The sequence below is a fragment of the Agrobacterium tumefaciens genome (assembly GCA_025559845.1).
In the GTDB taxonomy this organism is placed as follows: domain Bacteria; phylum Pseudomonadota; class Alphaproteobacteria; order Rhizobiales; family Rhizobiaceae; genus Agrobacterium.
This window is the reverse complement of record CP048472.1, coordinates 23,338-40,844: the sequence shown is the minus strand read 5'-3', so window position 1 is coordinate 40,844 and position 17,507 is coordinate 23,338. Positions and strand designations below refer to the sequence as shown.

18 protein-coding genes are annotated in these 17,507 nt (G+C 61.8%); 7 read left to right on the top strand and 11 right to left on the bottom strand.

Annotation, left to right across the window (positions count from 1 at the left end):
- Positions 1-42 precede the first annotated feature (42 nt).
- The 5 genes from FY156_29445 (at position 43) to FY156_29425 (ending at position 2,878) form a co-directional block, all read left to right on the top strand.
- Positions 43-447, top strand: coding sequence for a hypothetical protein (locus FY156_29445; GenBank protein ID UXS05679.1), 405 nt, complete (start codon positions 43-45; stop codon positions 445-447).
- Between the two features lie 17 nt (positions 448-464).
- Positions 465-743: a hypothetical protein gene (locus FY156_29440; protein ID UXS05678.1), complete on the top strand. Its 279-nt coding sequence runs from the start codon at positions 465-467 to the stop codon at positions 741-743.
- 111 nt (positions 744-854) lie between these two features.
- Positions 855-1,319 (top strand): ankyrin repeat domain-containing protein, encoded by a 465-nt coding sequence (locus FY156_29435; GenBank protein ID UXS05677.1) that lies wholly within the window; start codon positions 855-857, stop codon positions 1,317-1,319.
- Positions 1,320-1,417: 98 nt separating this feature from the next.
- Positions 1,418-2,158 carry a metallophosphoesterase family protein gene (locus tag FY156_29430; GenBank protein ID UXS05676.1) on the top strand — a complete coding sequence of 247 codons (741 nt, stop codon included), beginning with the start codon at positions 1,418-1,420 and terminating at the stop codon, positions 2,156-2,158.
- A gap of 105 nt (positions 2,159-2,263) precedes the next feature.
- Positions 2,264-2,878 carry a LysE family translocator gene (locus FY156_29425; protein ID UXS05675.1) on the top strand — a complete coding sequence of 205 codons (615 nt, stop codon included), beginning with the start codon at positions 2,264-2,266 and terminating at the stop codon, positions 2,876-2,878.
- 365 nt (positions 2,879-3,243) lie between these two features.
- Here FY156_29425 and FY156_29420 read toward each other — a convergent pair whose 3' ends face one another.
- The 3 genes from FY156_29420 to FY156_29410 form a co-directional block, all read right to left on the bottom strand.
- On the bottom strand, positions 3,244-4,182 hold the full coding sequence (locus FY156_29420; protein UXS05674.1) for a hypothetical protein: 939 nt from the start codon (positions 4,180-4,182) through the stop codon (positions 3,244-3,246).
- Positions 4,182-5,108 carry an ArdC family protein gene (locus FY156_29415; protein UXS05673.1) on the bottom strand — a complete coding sequence of 309 codons (927 nt, stop codon included), beginning with the start codon at positions 5,106-5,108 and terminating at the stop codon, positions 4,182-4,184. Before FY156_29415 ends, FY156_29420 begins: the two co-directional genes overlap by 1 nt.
- Before the next feature lie 301 nt (positions 5,109-5,409).
- Positions 5,410-6,009 carry a hypothetical protein gene (locus FY156_29410; GenBank protein UXS05672.1) on the bottom strand — a complete coding sequence of 200 codons (600 nt, stop codon included), beginning with the start codon at positions 6,007-6,009 and terminating at the stop codon, positions 5,410-5,412.
- Positions 6,010-6,245: 236 nt separating this feature from the next.
- On the opposite strand from FY156_29410, the gene FY156_29405 reads away from it, so the two are divergent.
- Together FY156_29405 and FY156_29400 are read left to right on the top strand one after the other, a co-directional pair.
- On the top strand, positions 6,246-6,533 hold the full coding sequence (locus FY156_29405) for a hypothetical protein (protein ID UXS05671.1): 288 nt from the start codon (positions 6,246-6,248) through the stop codon (positions 6,531-6,533).
- Entirely contained in the window at positions 6,530-6,835 is a 306-nt protein-coding gene (locus FY156_29400; protein ID UXS05670.1) for an alkylphosphonate utilization protein, read from the top strand. Before FY156_29405 ends, FY156_29400 begins: the two co-directional genes overlap by 4 nt.
- Before the next feature lie 19 nt (positions 6,836-6,854).
- Here FY156_29400 and FY156_29395 read toward each other — a convergent pair whose 3' ends face one another.
- The 8 genes from FY156_29395 to FY156_29360 all read right to left on the bottom strand — a co-directional run bounded on the left by FY156_29395 (position 6,855) and on the right by FY156_29360 (position 17,148).
- A complete protein-coding gene (locus tag FY156_29395) occupies positions 6,855-7,064 on the bottom strand; it encodes a hypothetical protein (protein ID UXS05669.1) in 210 nt (69 codons plus the stop codon).
- Complete coding sequence (locus tag FY156_29390) at positions 7,061-7,369, bottom strand: hypothetical protein (GenBank protein UXS05668.1); 309 nt, start codon at positions 7,367-7,369, stop codon at positions 7,061-7,063. Before FY156_29390 ends, FY156_29395 begins: the two co-directional genes overlap by 4 nt.
- Positions 7,366-8,253: a hypothetical protein gene (locus FY156_29385; GenBank protein UXS05667.1), complete on the bottom strand. Its 888-nt coding sequence runs from the start codon at positions 8,251-8,253 to the stop codon at positions 7,366-7,368. The genes FY156_29390 and FY156_29385 overlap by 4 nt, the downstream gene beginning before the upstream one ends.
- Positions 8,250-8,723 (bottom strand): hypothetical protein, encoded by a 474-nt coding sequence (locus FY156_29380; GenBank protein UXS05666.1) that lies wholly within the window; start codon positions 8,721-8,723, stop codon positions 8,250-8,252. Before FY156_29380 ends, FY156_29385 begins: the two co-directional genes overlap by 4 nt.
- A gap of 96 nt (positions 8,724-8,819) precedes the next feature.
- The gene (locus tag FY156_29375) at positions 8,820-10,607 is read right to left on the bottom strand and encodes a ParB N-terminal domain-containing protein (GenBank protein UXS05665.1); all 1,788 of its coding nucleotides are present in this window, start codon (positions 10,605-10,607) and stop codon (positions 8,820-8,822) included.
- A 307-nt stretch (positions 10,608-10,914) separates the two neighbouring features.
- Entirely contained in the window at positions 10,915-16,002 is a 5,088-nt protein-coding gene (locus tag FY156_29370; protein ID UXS05664.1) for a lactate dehydrogenase, read from the bottom strand.
- A 129-nt stretch (positions 16,003-16,131) separates the two neighbouring features.
- A complete protein-coding gene (locus FY156_29365; GenBank protein ID UXS05663.1) occupies positions 16,132-16,533 on the bottom strand; it encodes a DUF3085 domain-containing protein in 402 nt (133 codons plus the stop codon).
- A 12-nt stretch (positions 16,534-16,545) separates the two neighbouring features.
- The gene (locus FY156_29360; protein UXS05662.1) at positions 16,546-17,148 is read right to left on the bottom strand and encodes a DUF1419 domain-containing protein; all 603 of its coding nucleotides are present in this window, start codon (positions 17,146-17,148) and stop codon (positions 16,546-16,548) included.
- Positions 17,149-17,507: the final 359 nt, after the last annotated feature.

Here is a 17,507-nt window from a genome sequence, read left to right as displayed (position 1 = left end):
TGCGTTCGAGCAACGCCGGTGCAGCGATCAACGGAGCGGAAGATGACAGCAGCGTACCAATTCCGGGCAACTTTTCTGGCAGCGATACTGTCGATAGGTTGGGCTATCAACGTTGCATCAGCAGAATCTGGCAACGATGAGTCCCGCGACTGGATAATCAGCGGGACTGAGTTGATCAAGGCGCTCGAAGGAATATCCGATAATGGCGCTCCGCAGGGTGAGGCTGGTGGTATCATGTCGCGCGCTCGCGGTAGTGCTTATATAGCTGGGGTGGCTGATGCTACCAGCGGGACGGGGTGGTGTGGAGCCGGATCGGTTCTCCCCCATGAGTTGACAGACCGCGTATACACGCATCTTCGAAGCGTCACGCCAGAGCGTCTCAAAGGGAGCGCATCGACATTAGTGATAGAGACGCTGGCTGCTATTTATCCCTGCCCTGCGAATTAAAGAGGCGTTTTCGAGTTATGCTATTATTGGAATTCTTGTTTTTTTCAGCCGCGTTTGTGGCGGTCGTTCTTCTGGCGGTTCACCAAATTGTCGCGCAGATCAAGGAGTACCGATTTTATAAGAATAACGGCGGTGATTTTTCCGTCGATAGCGGCGCGGACAATCTGAAGCTTGATGAGCGTGTTTATATCAACGCTCTCGGCCTCACGAATTGGCAGCGCTTCTATCTATTTCGTCCGTTTTACATCGCTCTGCTTATAGCCTTCGCCGGCATGATGATCTTCTCTTTGTTCTGACTGGCATGATAATAGTTCAATCCTGGCAGGATTCTTTCAGGATTCGCATCAATCCTAGAGCGTGCAACGTTATGGGTTTTGGGATTTTCGCGACGATCTCTTGGAGGTGTGATGCCACAATGGCCATGGCGAAAGAAGCGGTCAAACGTTGATGAGTATGGTCGGAGTTCGCTTTGGCACCATGCGGCGGAGGGGAATCTTGTCTCGTTAGAAAATGAACTACGTGGCAGCACTGACAATGTTTCTGCTGCCGATAAAGACGGATTCACAGCCTTACACGTAGCCGCTCAGAATGGGCACCCTCACATTGTCAGGAAACTGCTTGCTGCTGGCGCAGAGGTCAACGTGATAGACCGTTACGGAAATGGACCGCTATGGACTGCAAGCAGGCAGGCGAGCTTGGCTATTGCGACAGAGCCGGCATTCGAGATTGTAGCGCTGCTGCTGAGAAGTGGGGCCAATCCGCATCATGTCAACAACGCCAAAAGATCGCCTGTGGTATGGGCTACCACAAGTGCCAAAATGCGAGAAATATATATCGCAGCGGGCGTGCCAGTCCCGACCGATCGAGAGTAGGTGTTTTGTCGCGTAATTCCTAACTTTCGAACGTTGCGAAAGTCAGGATAATATGCCGGACAAAACTCGGGAGTTTTGCGACATTAGGCGAGGATTCTATGCGGATAGCTGTCCTATCGGATGTTCATGGAAATAGGATCGCACTCGACGCTGTCGCGGCGCATTTGCGCAAGGCTGCTCCTGATGTTGTCGTGAACCTAGGCGACCTTGTATCCGGTCCGTTTGATCCGGCCGGGTGCGCTGATTTACTGATGAGCCTGGGCTACGAGACGATTGCGGGCAATCATGAGCGGCAATTGCTTGAAGGGGGCGCAGGTTTCTCGGATGCATTCGCAAGACCGCGCCTTACCAACGCGCATCTTGACTGGATTGCAAAACTGCCCACGACATTGACGTTGGCGGGCGGAGAAGTCTTTGCCTGCCATGGGAGTCCAGCGGGCGGCGACTTGGAATACCTCCTGGAAAACGTTGCTTCTGGCCGGGCCGCACTCGATACCGAGGAAGCCATCCTTCCAAGGCTCGCGGGCATCGGAGACGCGCGCGTCGTCTTATGCGGACACACCCACATACCGCGCGTTGCTTATGTCGGGGGGATTCTTATGGTGAACCCCGGAAGCGTTGGGATGCCAGCCTACCGCGACGACACACCCGTTCCCCATGTCATGGAATCCGGTGCGCCCCACGCACGATATGCGTTGATTGAAAAGCTTCCTTCCGGCTGGGCCGTCGAACTGCGCGCCGTGCCGTTTGATTTTGAAGTTGCAGCGCGTCAGGCAGAAGCAGCGGACCGTCATGCGGTTGCGTATTCTTTGCGCACCGGGCGGATGCCCGCAACATAAGGGGCAGGTGTCGCGCAACTCCCGTTTTTTATGTTGGCCCCTTCCAGATGGGAGGAAAACGCGTATTCTGAAAGCCCGAAAGCAACGATAACTTTCGGGGGTTCCATGGAAATTTCCACCTTACTTGCCTTCGCAGCGGCTTTCTTCGTGTTCGCCGCCAGTCCCGGCCCGGACAATATGACGATCGTCGCCCGCACGATTTCAAATGGCGCGGCCTCGGGCATCGCCTATGGAGCCGGAACAGTCGTTGGAATCCTGATTTTCCTGACCCTCGCCGCCTTCGGCCTGTCGATCCTCGCCGCCGAGATGGGCGTCGTCATGACGATCCTCCGTTATGCCGGCGCGGCCTATCTGGTCTGGATGGGTATCAAGCTCTGGACGGCCGAGCCTGTCGTCCCCGAGCTGCAACCCGTTTCCGAACGGCGCGGCCTACTGGCGGTCTTCGCGACGGGCGTAGCTCTCAATCTCGGCAACCCGAAAATGCCGCTGTTCTATGTGGCGCTGCTGCCGAACGTGGTCGGATCGTCGCTGACCCCCGGCCATCTTGCGGCGCTGGCGGCCGTCATCCTCGCCGTAGAGGCCGTGGTGATCGGAGGGCATGTGATCCTTGCCGGCCGCGCTCGTAAGCTGCTGCGGACGCCGATCGTTGTTCGCCGCGTGAACCGGGCCGCCGGCGGTGTCATGGTCGGCGCTGGCGTGGCCGTGGTCGCGGCGCGATAGTCGCGGAAATCCTGAGTTTTCGGCGTGCTCGGTGGTGCTCTGAAGAGCCTCGCCAATTCCTGTCGCAAATATCGAACGCAAAAGTCCGTGAAATGACGTGGATTTTTGCGACAGCTGAAACGATATATCATTTTTGAGTGCAGCCCAGGGTGACGGTCATGTGTTACGTTCCTTGCGCGTCACAATAGGGGCAAACTGACCCTATTGTGACTGGTAGACGGGGAAGCCACCCTAATGTGAAAGATTCCATCTTTGTTCTTCGAGTTGGCCATTTTCACAGCTTCGGGCCGACTGGGCCACGTAGGGGCACGTCTTGCGCTCAAAGATGGGCGATCATCCGTTGCCAAGCCGCCAATATGCTACCCTTAGACGCCACACATGCCTTCGCATTCGATGGGCCAGAGATCGAGTTGGCCGTGATCGGCCGCCGTCGACAGGTCGGCTTCGTCAAGAGGAACGCACGAGCGATGGAGATAGACGTCGCCGCGGATGCGGCGAATACCGGAACGCAGCGCTCGATCGACGACTACCGCGTCTGCCCACGCTTCCGGATCATGATCACGCATGTGACGCCAACGTCCGTTATCGTGGAACGGGCATCCAATGCAGGCGGATTTCGGGGGCGTCGGATAATCATGTCGGCGCAGCCAGGCAAAGCAATCTTGCCTATTCATGCGCTGTTCAATTAACGGCCACCGATTGACCTGCCAATCCTCAAACGAGGGTTTCATCCGGCTCGCCTCGTCTGTCGAAATCCCGATCCACTGTTCCGCGACCGCATGATCAGGCGAGCGTTTACGCGTGAGACCCAACAATTGCCGAACCTTCCTGCGGATCGGCACAATCTTGAAGTCGGTGGTGCAGGCCCGGCGCATCATGCCGATGGAAACAGTCTGGCGCGATGTCGTGCGTGACCCGATTTCAACGAGTTCACCGTCGTCGTCCTCGTCCAGAACCGGGCGCATACTTCCGGCTGGCGTCACCGTCTTTGCAAACGCCGGAATAGAAGCCCAGCGTTTACCGGCTGCGGCGTCCATGAGATTGTCGCGAACATTGCCGGCCGATACAATATGGACCGGGAACGGCAGGACATTCGGCGACGTCAGCCATTCGAGATGCTCGTAGACGGCTCTTGGCTCCCAACCGGTATCGGCGAAGATCGCGCAATCCGGCATTGGTCCGATTTCACCATGCGCTGCCATCAGCGCCATGGTGGTGGATTGAACACCGGCGCCAAGCGAAAGCGCACGCAGCCGGATCGGAGAAGGCACACCCTGTCCTGCAAAGTTTGGATCATGAAGCATCAGGCAGCCTCCTGCCCGGCCGTGGCTTCCGGCTGAAGGTCATGCAGATAGGCGACAGCACGCTGCGCATGCGCCGCAGCATTGAAGATCGCGCGTTTGTCCGAGCCGAGGATCTCGGCCCAACTCTGGATATAGGCGGCATGGTCCGGGCGCGGTGCAAGCTCCGGCACAATGCCGAGATCCGCGCACAGCATCGCTGACCCCAATTCCACGAGCATTTCCTCGAATGCCCTTTCGCGGCGGTCCTTATGGTAGCGGCTGAGATCCCTGTTCAGCCGCGCGGGACCGCCTGCCCAATGCAAGGTTTCGTGTGCTCTCGTGGCAACGAAGGAGCCCATGTCGCGAAACTGTTCGAGCAGCGGCAGCTGGATGTGGTCGGTCGCGGGAGAATAGTAGGCCTTGTCGCCGCCGTATCGGACGACAGCGCCCGTGTTGTCGAAGAAGCGATCGGCATGCTCGATGCGCTCCAGCGGTTTCGCGATCGGTTCGGGGCGACTGTAATAATGATCTGCAAGGCCATCGATCTGATCGCAATTGAAGACCGTGTAGGCTTTGAGGAACGGGATATCGCGTTCAACCTCGCCACCGCCCGCGTCTGTCCCGGTTTTGGTGAAGCGGCTGGCATAGACGACGGTCGCGCCGCTCTCACCCTTGCGCACGTGAGCGCCGAGCTCGTTTGCCTGGCGCAGCGTCATCCATGTCGATGACCCGAAACCGCTGGCGACGCTCTCCGACCAGAGAAGGAGAACGTTGAGGCCTGTGTAGGGTTGTCCGTTGTGGCGTAGTGGCCGGCTCACCCGGCCGGTCAGATTGGCAGCACTCCACGGCTGCACCCATGGGCGTACGCCCTTTTCCAGGTCAGCGACGATCCTGTCCGTGATGCGGGCGTAGATATCGGTGCGCGTGTTTTGTGATTTCCTTGTCATGTCCAAACCTCCTTGTCAGGAGGCCGCGCCCATCGCGGCCCCGTCGCGGAGGGCCGAAAGCAGGAGCGATCGGCGGGAAACGCACCGGAACGGCCGCAACGTATGTGGAGGACGGCGTAGCCGTTGCGGCTTGCGGCCGGCTCCTGCAGGTCCGACGAACGGGACGGGGCAGCGATGCCGCGCCGCCCTCTTTTCGTCTTTCCTCTGAATTTCGCTCCGACGGTGACACGAAAAATGGCCGCCTCGGAGTGAGGCGGCCTTATCCCGACGAAGGCGGAGCCGGAGCTCCGCCGGAGACGTCTCAGCCAAGAGCGTCCATCTGTGCTGCGGCCGCCTTGCGGTCGAGCGTCTGGCCGGGATTGTCGACCGGCCGATCGAATGGCTTCCACGTTTCGCCGACAATCTGTTCGTAGGCTGCGACGGCGCCTTCAGCTGCCAGGCGCAGCGCATGGGCCTGAATACCCATGTCGGCTGCGAACTCACGCTTGCGCTGGGCGGCGCTGTCGTATCCGACCGGGCCATCGAGATCCTCGTCACGAGCCTCCGACGCACCCTTGGCGGTCGCATCGCGAGCTTCGGTGACGGCCTTGCTGTAGAACTGGCCAGCGCCATGGGCCGATCCGACATAGGCGCCGACGATGCGCTGGAGATGGATCTGCATCGCCCGTTCGCCGAGGCCATCGGAGAGGCCGGTCGCTGTTTCGACGATCAGGCGTTCGTGCATGTCGCGGATGCCGTCGCTGTCGAGGATGGCCGTCCCGAAGCTTTCGGCGATCCGGAGCGCCTGCACTTCATCGGGGCATGTCAGGCGGACCATTTCGATAGTGGCGCCTTTGCGGAGTTGCACAACGCGTGCGGCGGGGCGTGCGGCTTGGCGGGAAGGAGTTGCGGGCTTTGCCATGATGGCTTCCTTTTCGGTTTGTCCGAAGCGTTCGGCCCCTTGGCCGTTCTGTCCTTCGGTGCGGTCGAAAAGAACCGGCGCAAGCCGGGCGGTTCAGGGTCCGGGCAGGCCTGATCGAGCGAAGCAGGGGGGGCGGGCAAGCGGAACCCACGGTTCTGCGAAGCCCGCGTCCCTGTTTTGTCGAGAGCGGCATGACTGGCCGCCCCGCGGCGCGACAGCGGCCTTGAACCGGACGGGTGCTGGTTCAGACCGCCACGAAACCGAAGGACAGAACGGCCAAGGGGCTGATCCCGGATGCCGAAGCCGGAGAGGAAATCATGCAAGGCACGCGCCAGATCTGCCTCGATGAGCCGACCCATTCGATCCGCGTGTGTCAGCCACCTCCGCACCGCCAGGATGGGTTGCCGATCTGCCTGATAGGCCGGCGCCAACCGCTGGGTTTGCTCGCCGCACCGATCCACGATAGACGCCCACCTGATATCACGACCAGCGAACAAGTATTCGCAAAAGGAAACACCAGATGAGTGACCAGAACGACGACGACTATATGTACGACGAACTGACCGGTGAATGGCGTCCAGCATCAGAAATTGCGGCAGAGAAAGCAAAGGCCGCTCAAGTGCGCGACGCCTCCGGCAACGTGCTGGCCGATGGCGAGTCCGTCGTGCTGATCAAGGACCTGAAGGTCAAAGGCGCCGGCCAGACCCTGAAGCAGGGCACGGTCATCCGCTCGATCCGGCTGACCGACAATCCGGAAGAGATTGACTGCCGGCATGACGCAATCAAAGGCCTGGTCCTGCGCACCGAGTTCGTGCGGAAGCGTTGAGCAGGGCTGTGCCGATTGCTCAAGGTTTCGGCAGCCGATAGCAGTCCAGCCAGGTTGGGCCGTGCGTGTTGCGCAACTTGCGAAGGATCTGGCCGTCATCGCAGCGCCCTTCGCCCATCCAGACGGTGTTGAGAATACGCTTCCAGGATCGGCCGTGCCTGGCCGCGTAATCCTGAAGCGCCTTTACCTCCTGATCCGTGAGGGACGGAAGCGGTTCATGGCGCTTCATGGTATCGCCTCCTGCAATGCCGCAATCGCGGACTGCTGACGCATAAGCTTGCGCGTCAGAGCATCGATCTCTGGCTGGCGCTGCGCGGTGATCGCCGCAAGATTGGAGCGGTAGCGGGTGAGGAAGGCGTCGGGTTCGAGAGGCCTGCCGCGGCGATATCCGTGTTTGCGCCGCCCAAGCGATGGGATCAGCGCGGTCATCCTGCGAATGATCTGGCGGTCGATCATATCGAGCTGATGCCGCGTCTGCCGGCACGCTTCTTCCATGCGCCGCAATTCCGCCTGTCGATCGATGGACCGGTTCATGCCGACGTCCTCCCCGTCCACGAGACAAAGCTTGATGGGCCGTCGTAGGCTGCGTGGCGCGCTTCATCGATGATGAAGCCGAAACGGCCTGCTTCGTATTCGGGTGACGGTACGAGAAATCGCCGTTCCGCGCCGCCATGATCGCGCCTGCCTCCGCGCGTGGCGATCACCTCGGTCATGCCCGGATGATGGTCGGATCGAAGTGCCGAGATCACGATCCAGTCGCCGGCGTGCTCGAGTTCGAACGCGCGGCGATCCTTCACATGAGATTCGCCGGGAGTAAGCACAGTCGCGAAAATCGCCTCCCACTCATCGGGCTCCCAATCCTTTAGCGTCTCGCTGGCGCAACGCTTCTCGAAGCTGGTGAACAGTTCAGGGAAGGTGAGCGCCACGGCAGCCCAAGCGCAATCCTCCTCGTAGAACCCGTCGTCCGCCCGGAGCAGCGGATGGACCGTGCGGTTTCGATCGGCCGAGAGCCTGAAGCCGCCGTGGCTTGCACTGGAGTGGAATTCGACCCCCTCGGCATAGGTTGTCGAGTGCTGGGACGAACCCCATGGCGTATGCACGTGGGTGGCGATATTTCGACGTCCGAGCACCTGTTTTTCGCGCTGATGTTCGGCCTGTTCAAGGACGTGTGCACTAAACGCCGCCTCGTCAGTGAGTTCGCGGGAATGGCCGTAGAAGTCTCCCCGTCGCCACTCGGGAAACGGACGCCCAATCTTCCAGCCGGTGGCCAGATAATGCCGTCCGGCATGACCTGGCAGCATGGCAAAGGCGTGATCGCCGACGCGGGCGACGGGAAACCCTTCGCAGGACAGACCAAAGGAAACCCCAGGAAATCCGGGGATGCAGTCGGGCATGTGTGTGGTGGGAAGATCGATCATGCGGCAGCCCTCCCTTCCACGACATCGGCGGCGATCTCATCCGCCGTGACGTCCTCGAGGACGGCGGACGGGTAGCCATGGGTGGTCAGCCATTCCTGCGCAGCCTGCCGGCTCGCCGCGAGATGGACGAGCTCGGCGCTATCGCCGGGGCGGTCGAAGACACGGCAACTGCCGACCGCCGGGCGTTCGACGATGGTGAACATCAGGCTGGCTTCCAGCGAAAATGTGCGGTGGACGCGGATCGTAATAACACCGCCGCCGCCATAGTCGCCTTCGTGCAGCGTGAAGCTGGGCGGCAGGATGATGTTGCCGGCGCCGCGCTCATCCTGCTTGCGGATCAGCCGGCCGCTGCTGTTGTTGGTCTTCCACGCGGACAGCTTTTTGCGATGGCGCTCCGGCGGGCGCGGCTGGCCGTCGGCCCACGCCAGAACGGTGCCGATCGGGACCAGGAATGCGAGATATGCGGACATGTTGATCTCCTTGATCTTCAGGGGTGGAAACGAAGCCGCCGCCGGTGGAAATCACCGGCGGGGGACATTCATTCGGAAGGGGAACGAGGGACGCGGCTACTCCGCAGCGATCCCGTAAGCATCCTGCTCTTCGTCAGGATCGACGGCTTCGGGAGCGTCGTCGGCGCTGTCTGGAAGGTCGGCCTCGTCTTCGGGGGTGGCGAGGCCTTCTTCCTCACCAAGGGCGGAACCATCGACGTCTTCTTCTTCCGCGCTGTTGTCGTCCCTACCGTCATGACCCTTGGTGTCGCCATCGAGCACCTCACCACTCTTGATCAGATCCACGATGTCCTGCGGATCGGGCGCGAAGAGTGCGGCGGTGTGAACGAAGCGTTCTTGCCTGAAGTGGTCGACGAGAGCCGCGCGCGTCTCCCGCACCTTCTGGCGCGGAAGCACGTTGGCTTCCTTCGCAGCCGCTTCCATCGCCTGGCGAGACAGGCACAGCAGAAAGTCCTCCGAGCCCATGTTCGGCAGGAAGTTGTCGGCGCCGATCGCGTCGCCTGCGATCCGGGAGATCACGCCGCTGTTGGACATACCCCGGCGGCACGACAGCACATCGATCAGCATCGAACGCGCGGCCACGCGCAGCGTCTCCCCGTCGAAGGCGAGCCTGCCGTCTTCGCCGATCAGCCGGGCGGCGTGGCGCTTGAAACGCTTCGGTCCGAACACGGTATCGCTGGCGCCGGAATCGACGCGGACGTTCAGGCCGGCGAATGCAAGCACGAGCAGGGCCATCAGCATGTCGTCCTCGATCGGGGCGCGTCCAAGAGCCTCATGCAGGGCATCGGTGCGGAAGTCACCGATCATGTCCTGGCCTTTTTGGGTCACCTCCGGCCGGGACTTTGGTGCATCGACGACGGTGTCGTCAGTCTCGGGCAGACCGCCCGCAGTGGCCGCGCCACCTTTGCCTTTCTTCTTCTCCTCGGGTATCCTGTACGCTACCGACTGCACCTTGCCGTCACGGTCGAGATACATCCCGACGTGATCGGACTTGGACGGCTTGCCGTAAACGCGCTCCGCCTTCTTCGGCAGTTCCGGCTGACCCCAGTTGTTGACCTCGATGATCGCCCCCTTCTTCGGAAGGTTGCTCGTCATCCATTCCTGTTGGGCGCCGAGAAACGCTTCCACGTTGGTGGTGTAGCGGCTGTCCTGGTCGGCCGGGGCGAACAGATCCTCTACCCATTCGATGCCGTAGGCAGCGGCGAGATCATCCCCGAAGCTCGCATCCTTGGCGAACATGCGGGTCTTCGAGAGCGCCCGAGAAATATTGTACCAGTCGGCTCGCTCGGACTTTTTGGGCTTGTTTGCCTTCCACACCTCCTTCTGCTCATCGAGCGAGGCTGCGGCGATGGTCCGGAGCTGCTGCTCGTTCGGCATGTCGCCGAGCGCCATATGGTCGAGCATGGGAGGCAGCACATTGGCCAGGAGTCTGAGCTTCCTGATCTGGCGGACCGGCAGTGCGAGCGCCACGCCGATCGCTTCCTCGGTCCAGCCCAGCGCAACCAGGCGTTCGATGCCGCGCCATTGGTCGACGGGGTTGAGCGGCTCGCGGGCGATGTTTTCCACCATCGAGCGCATTGCACCGTTGTCGTTGGCAGCTTCGACGACGAGGACGGTGATTTCCTCCATTCCCGCTGCGATAGCCTGCTTCACGCGGCGGTGTCCGGCCTGGATGATGTAGCCATTGCCACCGTCGATTTCCGGTGAGATGACCGGCGGCTGGATGATGCCGACCGCTTTTACCGTCGCGAGCAACAGCGCGTCAGACTGCGGCGAGGATTTCGAGCGACGCGTGTCGTCGGGATTGTCCTTCAGCGCACGGGGATCGAGTTTGAGGATTTGCATGAGATTGGCTCCTTCCGGGATTGGTGAGCCGGCGCCTTGCCGGCCCTTTTCCGTCTTCAGTTCTTTCCGAAGACACTTCCCGGACCGCGGAGCGGACGGGCCCGTGCAACTGCGGCCGAGCATCCCTGCCCGGCTGGCCAAGCGGGGCTTACAGCCCTGCGCAGGACGATGGGCCGGGATTGCGCAGTGCCGCGGTTGAGCGCAAGCGTCAGCGGCCTGCCCGATCTGCGAGCAAGCTTCCCCCTTCCTTATTTTCTCATTTCAAAAGAGCGTCCGTGCGGGCAGATGTTGTCACGAGTGTCGCTTGTCAAGCCGCGATCCGCTCACCGACATCAGCCGCCAGGGCCGTCTCGACCTCGGCAAGCTGCCGGTGTTTTTCGGCCAGTTCCCCGGCGAATGCGAATTCACTGCCTTCGCCGCGCGACTGGTACGACGCCAACCTGCGGCGGGCGTCGCCGAGACGCTGGCGATAGCGCTCCCGCTCGCCATCGAAATCGTCGAGCGCGTGCTCGAGGCGTGAAACAGCCCCGAGCGGCGTCACCGTAACCGGAAGCTCGATCTCGTAGTCCGCGCCGGTTCGCTTCAGCATGGTGGTGTAGCGATAGCCATCCTTGCCATAACGTTGGCCGTGATATTCGAGCTCGAAACCGCCGATCGAGGCGATGACGGCCTCGCCCTCTGGGCTGAGCTGGACTAGGGTCAGGATCTCCTTCATGAGGGCGCGGCCCGCCTCCTTGCGTTCGGAGTAGTCTTTCCCCGCGACCGTCATGGTGAAGTCCTCGCCAGTGGTCGGAACCAGCCGCGTGATGTCCTGACCGATCTCCGCAATCCGCCGTGTCGACACCTCAATGTCGCGCTCGGCGTCGCGAAGCTGCCTGCGAACGGCGTGCTGGTCGTCGATATGCGCTGCACGAAGCCGTTCCAGCCGGGCGATGTCCGCTTCAAGCCCCGCCTTTTGCATGAGCCGCTGATCGCCCGACGCGATGGCTTTCGCCATTGCGAACTGGTTGGCCTGCCCCTCGCCTATATCTTCCAGCCGCCGGATCGAGGTGTCGCCGGAGAGCGCGGCAGCGATGAAGCGGGCCTTGCGCTCGTTGTTCTGCCACATCGTGGCATCGAGGCTGCCTTCGGTCGCGTAGGCGAAGATATCGACCTCGTCGTGCTGGTTGCCCTGCCGAACGATGCGGCCCTCACGCTGCTCGATCTGCGAGGGAAGCCAGGGGACGTCGAGATGGTGCAGCGCCTTCAGGCGGAGCTGGACGTTGACCCCGGTTCCCATCGTCTCCGACGAACCGATGAGGAACCGGACCCTGCCGGCCCGAACGTCGCCGAACAGGCGCTGCTTCGCCTCCGACTTCTTGAAGTCCTGCATGAAGGCGATCTCCGACGCCGGCACGCCTAGGCGGATCAGCTCGTCGCGAATCCAGCGATAGGCGGAGAAGCCCCTCGTCTTTTCGACGCTGATGGTGCCCAGGTCGGAAAAAATCATCTGCGCAGCACCTGGCACCTCGAACGGCTTGCTGTCATGACGGAGATAGACGCTGCCTGCCGTCGCCTTCCAGATGCGGAAGGCGTTCGAGACGAGATTGTTGAGCTTGTTGTCTGGCTCGTTGTCATTGTCGGCGTCGACCAGACGCAGGTCGATCGCCGCATGCCGGCCATCGGTGATAACGGAGAGCAGGATGTCGTCGCCCGGCTGCGGCGGCCGCTCGCGCTCCTCGATCGCCTTGATGCGCTCGGCCAGCACCATCTGGTGGTGCTTGAACGCCTGCGTCGGCTTCGACGTGACGATCTGGCGCCTGCCGGTCGAGATCGCCGGCACCTTTACATACTCGCGCAAATCCGCCGGCATCACGACATCCGCGAAGCTCCGGAACATCGCGATCAGCTCGGGCACGTTGACGAAGCTCGCGAAGCGGGAGACCGGCTTGTACTTGCCGGATGGCTGAAGCTCCAGTTCGGTGGTGGTGTCGCCGAACGTCGACGCCCAGGCATCGAACTCGTGCAGGCCACGCTCCTCCAGCGCGGCATGGCCCATCAGCCGCTGGACCGAGAACATTTCGCCGAGCGTGTTGGTGATCGGCGTGCCCGACGCAAGCACGAGCGCCCGGCCGGGATTGATCGTCTCGATGAAGCGCGACTTCACATAGAGGTCCCAGGCCCGCTGCGAGCCGTTCGGATCGACCCCCTTCAACGTACTCATATTGGTGGCAAAGGAGAGCTTGCGGAACTCCTGCGCCTCGTCGACGATGATCTGGTCGACGCCGATCTCGGCGATCGTGAGAAGATCATCCTTGCGGGTGGAAAGCGCTTCGAGCCGCTCCTGCAGGCCTTCCTTCAGGCGCTCCAGCCGTTTGCGGGACACCCGGTCTTCATCCTCGACCTTCAGCAGCAGGGTCTCGTAGAGCTCCAGCTCATCGTGAATCATTTGGCTTTCAAATGCCGCCGGCACGCCGATGAACCTGAAGGCGGAATGCGTGATGATGATCGCATCCCAGGTCGCCGTCGCCGCGCGCGACAGGAACCGGGCCCGCTTGTCCTTCGAAAAATTCGTCTCGTCGGCAACGAGGATACGAGCCGTTGGATAGAGCGCCAGGAACTCGCGTGCCGCCTGCGCAAGGCAATGCCCCGGCACGACCTGCATCGCCTTGGCGATCAGGCCGAGACGCCGCTGCTCCATGATGCTTGCCGCCATCGTCATGGTTTTGCCGGCGCCGACGGCATGGGCAAGATAGGTCGAGCCGGACGAGATGATCCTCCAGATCCCGCGCTTTTGGTGTCCATAAAGAACAAAGGCGCCCGAGGCGCCTGGAAGGTTGAGATGATCTCCGCTGAACTTTCGCGGTGCGATGTTGTTGAAGCGGTCATTATAGACGCGCGCGAGCCGGTCGGTGCGATCGGGATCAGACCATATCCAGCGCTGGAAGGCGTCCTTGATCTTGTGAAGCTTTTCCTTTGCAGCCTCGGTATCGACGACGTTGAGAACCCGCCTTTCGCTGTCGCCATCCCTGATCGTATCGAAGATCTGCGGCACCCGGCTGTTCAGGGCATCGGACAGCAGTTCGCCTGCGTGGCGGCGGTCCGTTCCCCATTCGGACGTTCCCGCGGCCAGATAGCCGAGCTGTCGGGCCTCGACGGTCCATGACGCCAGTTCGGGCATATGATGGATCCGGATATCGGTTCCCATCATCTCCTTGACGAAGGCGACGACGTCGGCGGCCGGTATCCATGGAGCGCCTAGACGGGCGGTGATGTCGGAAGGTCGAAGATCGACCGGCTGAACGCCCGCCAGAGCGGTGACGTTACGGTTATAGACGGGATCGAGCGCGGCCGCGGCTTCAGCAACCTTGAGTTTGTCGCGAACCGGACCGGACAGATAGGCGTCGGCCATCTGCCACGAGCCATCGGCGGGATCGCGGAAGATCGCATTGCCGAGCTCAGCGACGACATCGTCTGGATCACGGTGCAGAAGTTCCGCGATATGGTCGAGATCGACGCGCCCGCGTTCGTTGAGCACCACGGCGAGTGCATCTGCTGCACTGGTGATGACAGGCGGTGCGGGCGGCGAGATGACGCGCTCGGTGAAGATCGCGCCGGGCTTCGCGGTGTCGTTTTCGAGGTCGTAGTCCTCAATCGAGGCGACCAGCCAGCAATCGGGATCGTCCGCGAACGGTTGCAGGTTCGGGCGGCGATGGCTCTCGCGTGTCTCGCCAGACTCCGGATCCTCGGTGATCGAGACCGTGGTGTGGTTGATCGGACCGAAGTCGCGCACGAAGCTCGACCAGGCGATGCGCAGCCTGACCTGCAAATCCTTCCAGGGCCGGTCCTGCTCCTGGGCTTTCAGCACCTCACGGACGGCGTCGCGTATTGGAATGAGCTTCCGGATGATGCGGACATGCTTCTCCGGGATGCCGTCAGCATTGCGACCCTTGCGGACTTTTAGAGCAACGGGCTCGCCGTCGATGACCTGCATGAGGCCGCGGGCATTGTCGAAGAAGAAGCTGCCTTCACGCACGTGCCGGTCGGACGGCAGGTCGACGGGGGCCGCGTCGATCGCATCCTCCAGACCGAGATCGAGATCGATGTCGGTCGGCTCCCCGTCATAGCGGCCTTCTGGAAGGAGATGGACGGCGGCCGACAGCGCGGCGACGAGGTCCTCGCCATCGCGGGCAACGCATGTATAGGTCTCGCCGAAGGGGCCGGAGGTCTGCGCATGGGTGCCGAGCACGAAATCCGGATGCCGCGCGAACCATCTGTTCACCCGGATGGCGCCCTCGTCGCCGGTCGCTGGCCGCACCTCCTCGATGTCGAGCCACGAGAGATCGCCCTCGGGCTCGGCGACCTTGCGCTTGCGGAAGAAAAGGATGTCCACGACGACGTCCGTGCCTGCGTCGGCTCGGAAACTGCCTTCTGGCAGGCGGATAGCCGCAATCAGATCCGCGGTCGTCGCGATATGTTGGCGCGCCGCCGAATCCGCCTTGTCCATCGTGCCGGAGCTCGTGACAAAGGCGGCGAAAGCGCCCGGCTTCAACAGGTCGATCGACCGGGCGACGAAGTAGTCGTGAAGTCTCAGACCGAGCGAGCGATAAGCCCGGTCTGATCGCACGGTCCGGTCGGAGAACGGCGGATTGCCGATGGCGAGGTCGAAGCTCGCTGGCAATTCCGTGCGCGCAAAATCTCCAGTGAGGATCCGCGCGCGCGGCTGCAACAGCCGGACGATGCATGCCGTTACGGGATCGAGTTCAACGCCGGTGACGTGCGACAGATCACGAAGCGCTTCCGGCATCAGCGCCGGAAACAGGCCTGTGCCGATTCCCGGCTCCAGCACCCGGCCGCCGCGCCATCCGAGGCGCTGAAGCCCTGACCATATCGCCCTGACGATGAACTCCGGTGTGAAATGGGCATACTGGGTGCAGCGGGCAAGCGACGCATAGTCGGTCTCGCCGACCGCATCCTCCAGATCGGAACCGATCTCGTCCCAGCCCTTGCGGAATTCGAGCTCGCCCGGACGGCGGAAGACGCCGTTGGCAAGATCGGACGCGCCGAAGCCGGTGAAGCGGATCAGCGTCTCCTGTTCCTCGCGCGTCGCAGGACGTTCGCTCGCCTCGATCTCGGCAGCGAGCCGGATCGCTGCAATATTGTCGCGCGCACGGTCCTTCCAGCTGCGGGCGAGACCACGGTCATCGGCGAGATTGAAGTTCAGGCCACGGGCACGGCACTGCCGGGACGACGGTCGCACGACTGAGGCGATCGGCAAAGCCGGCGCTGGAGTTGTAGGATCGGGATCATCGTCTGGTTCGAAGTTGCTGCCGAAGGCCGTCACGCCAAGGCCGAGGCCGGACGAAAGCGCAGTGCTGCCGAAAAGATCGATGGTGAAGTGCTCGTCATGTGACATGCTGAAATCTCCTGGGTGAAGGCGCGCGTCGCCGTCCCGCTGGAAGGTTCCAGTCGGCCGGCGACATGCGTGGGATGAGGGGGATTGGGTGGGCTTGACCGCCGCCAGATGGCGACTGTCGAAGGATCGCTAGTTTCGCTCGATCACGAAGAGCTGCATCGAGTCCTGCAGGAACGCGATCTTCAGATGCGTGCAGCCGGGGCTTGCCGCGATCAGTTTCACGAGCATGGCGCCATCGAGAAACTCGACGCCGTCATCGCCGCCGAAATGCTGGCGCTTGTAGTGCCAGTAGTCAGGGTTGGTCTTCGGATCGCACTCTTCGGCATAGACGACGAACGGCCGCTGCCCTGCGGCGAGCTTACCATTGGAGAGGATGTAGACGCCCTCGTCGCCGACCAACCAAAGACCGGGCTTCTCATCGCGGCCCGGAAACACTCCGTAGTGGGGATTGCGGAAACCGCCGTTGAGGTAGGCGTCCAGCCGTCCGTGCATCATGACGACGCGGATGTCCGTCACGGAAAAGGTGAACATCGCCGCCTCCCGTCAAGCCGCGATCGCGTCGGGGAGGTACCGCAGATGCACCGGCAGCTTCGACGCGATCTCCGCATCCGTGAGGTCGTCGAGCAGCTTCAGGCGGGTGCCCTGGCGTCCGCCGTAGAACAGCACGGTCCGCTTGCCGTGGTCGTGTTCCGGCCAGCGCTCGCCGGCATAGCCGCGATAGTCATCGTGGGTGCTCGACCAGATGTGGTCCAGGCGTTCCTCGCGCGTCATTGCCCGAACGGGCCGGGTTTCCCGCTCTGCGATTGCGCCGCGCATTCGCTCGGGCGAACCCTTGTCGGACAAGTCGCAATAGGCATGGAAATACCGCATGCGGTCATCGATCTTCAGGGTGAAGAAAATACTCGTGATGTTGCCGGTGAGGAACTCGCGCATGGCGAACATGTCGCCTCGCATGAACAGCGGCGGCAGGATCTCGAACATGTAGTCGTGCTGGGCTTGGGCGATTTCGAACCATTCGCCTCGATAGAGCGCGCTATCGTCACCCTCCCAACGGTTCGGGCGTTGCGCGTGGCGGTCGAACATGCGGAACATCTGCCGGCGGTCGGCGATGCCTTCAAAGACTTTTCGTATCGAAGAGACGGTCATGGGCAGGCTCCTTTCAGCCTTATCGGGAAGGACACGCGGCTCATCCTCGCGATGTCGCCATCCTCTTCAGCCCTTCCTGACCCCTCCTTGGCGCCGCCTCTCCGCCCGGACGGGTCAAGGGCCGCGCAGCGGGCGAAGCTTTACCCTTGACGCGGCTGGCGGGCATGCGGCAGCCGGCCTTCCCCTTCCCTTCCCCTTCCCCTCTTCCTTCCCCTCCTTGGTATTTCATTCAGGTGAAATCAGCTCACAGGCTGTTTCAATCACTCGTCTTATCATACTTGGGGCTGATTATTTGGCGTTGATAATCAGGGTGTAAACTGATAATTTGTACGCAACAATCAGCCTGTTGTCTGATGATC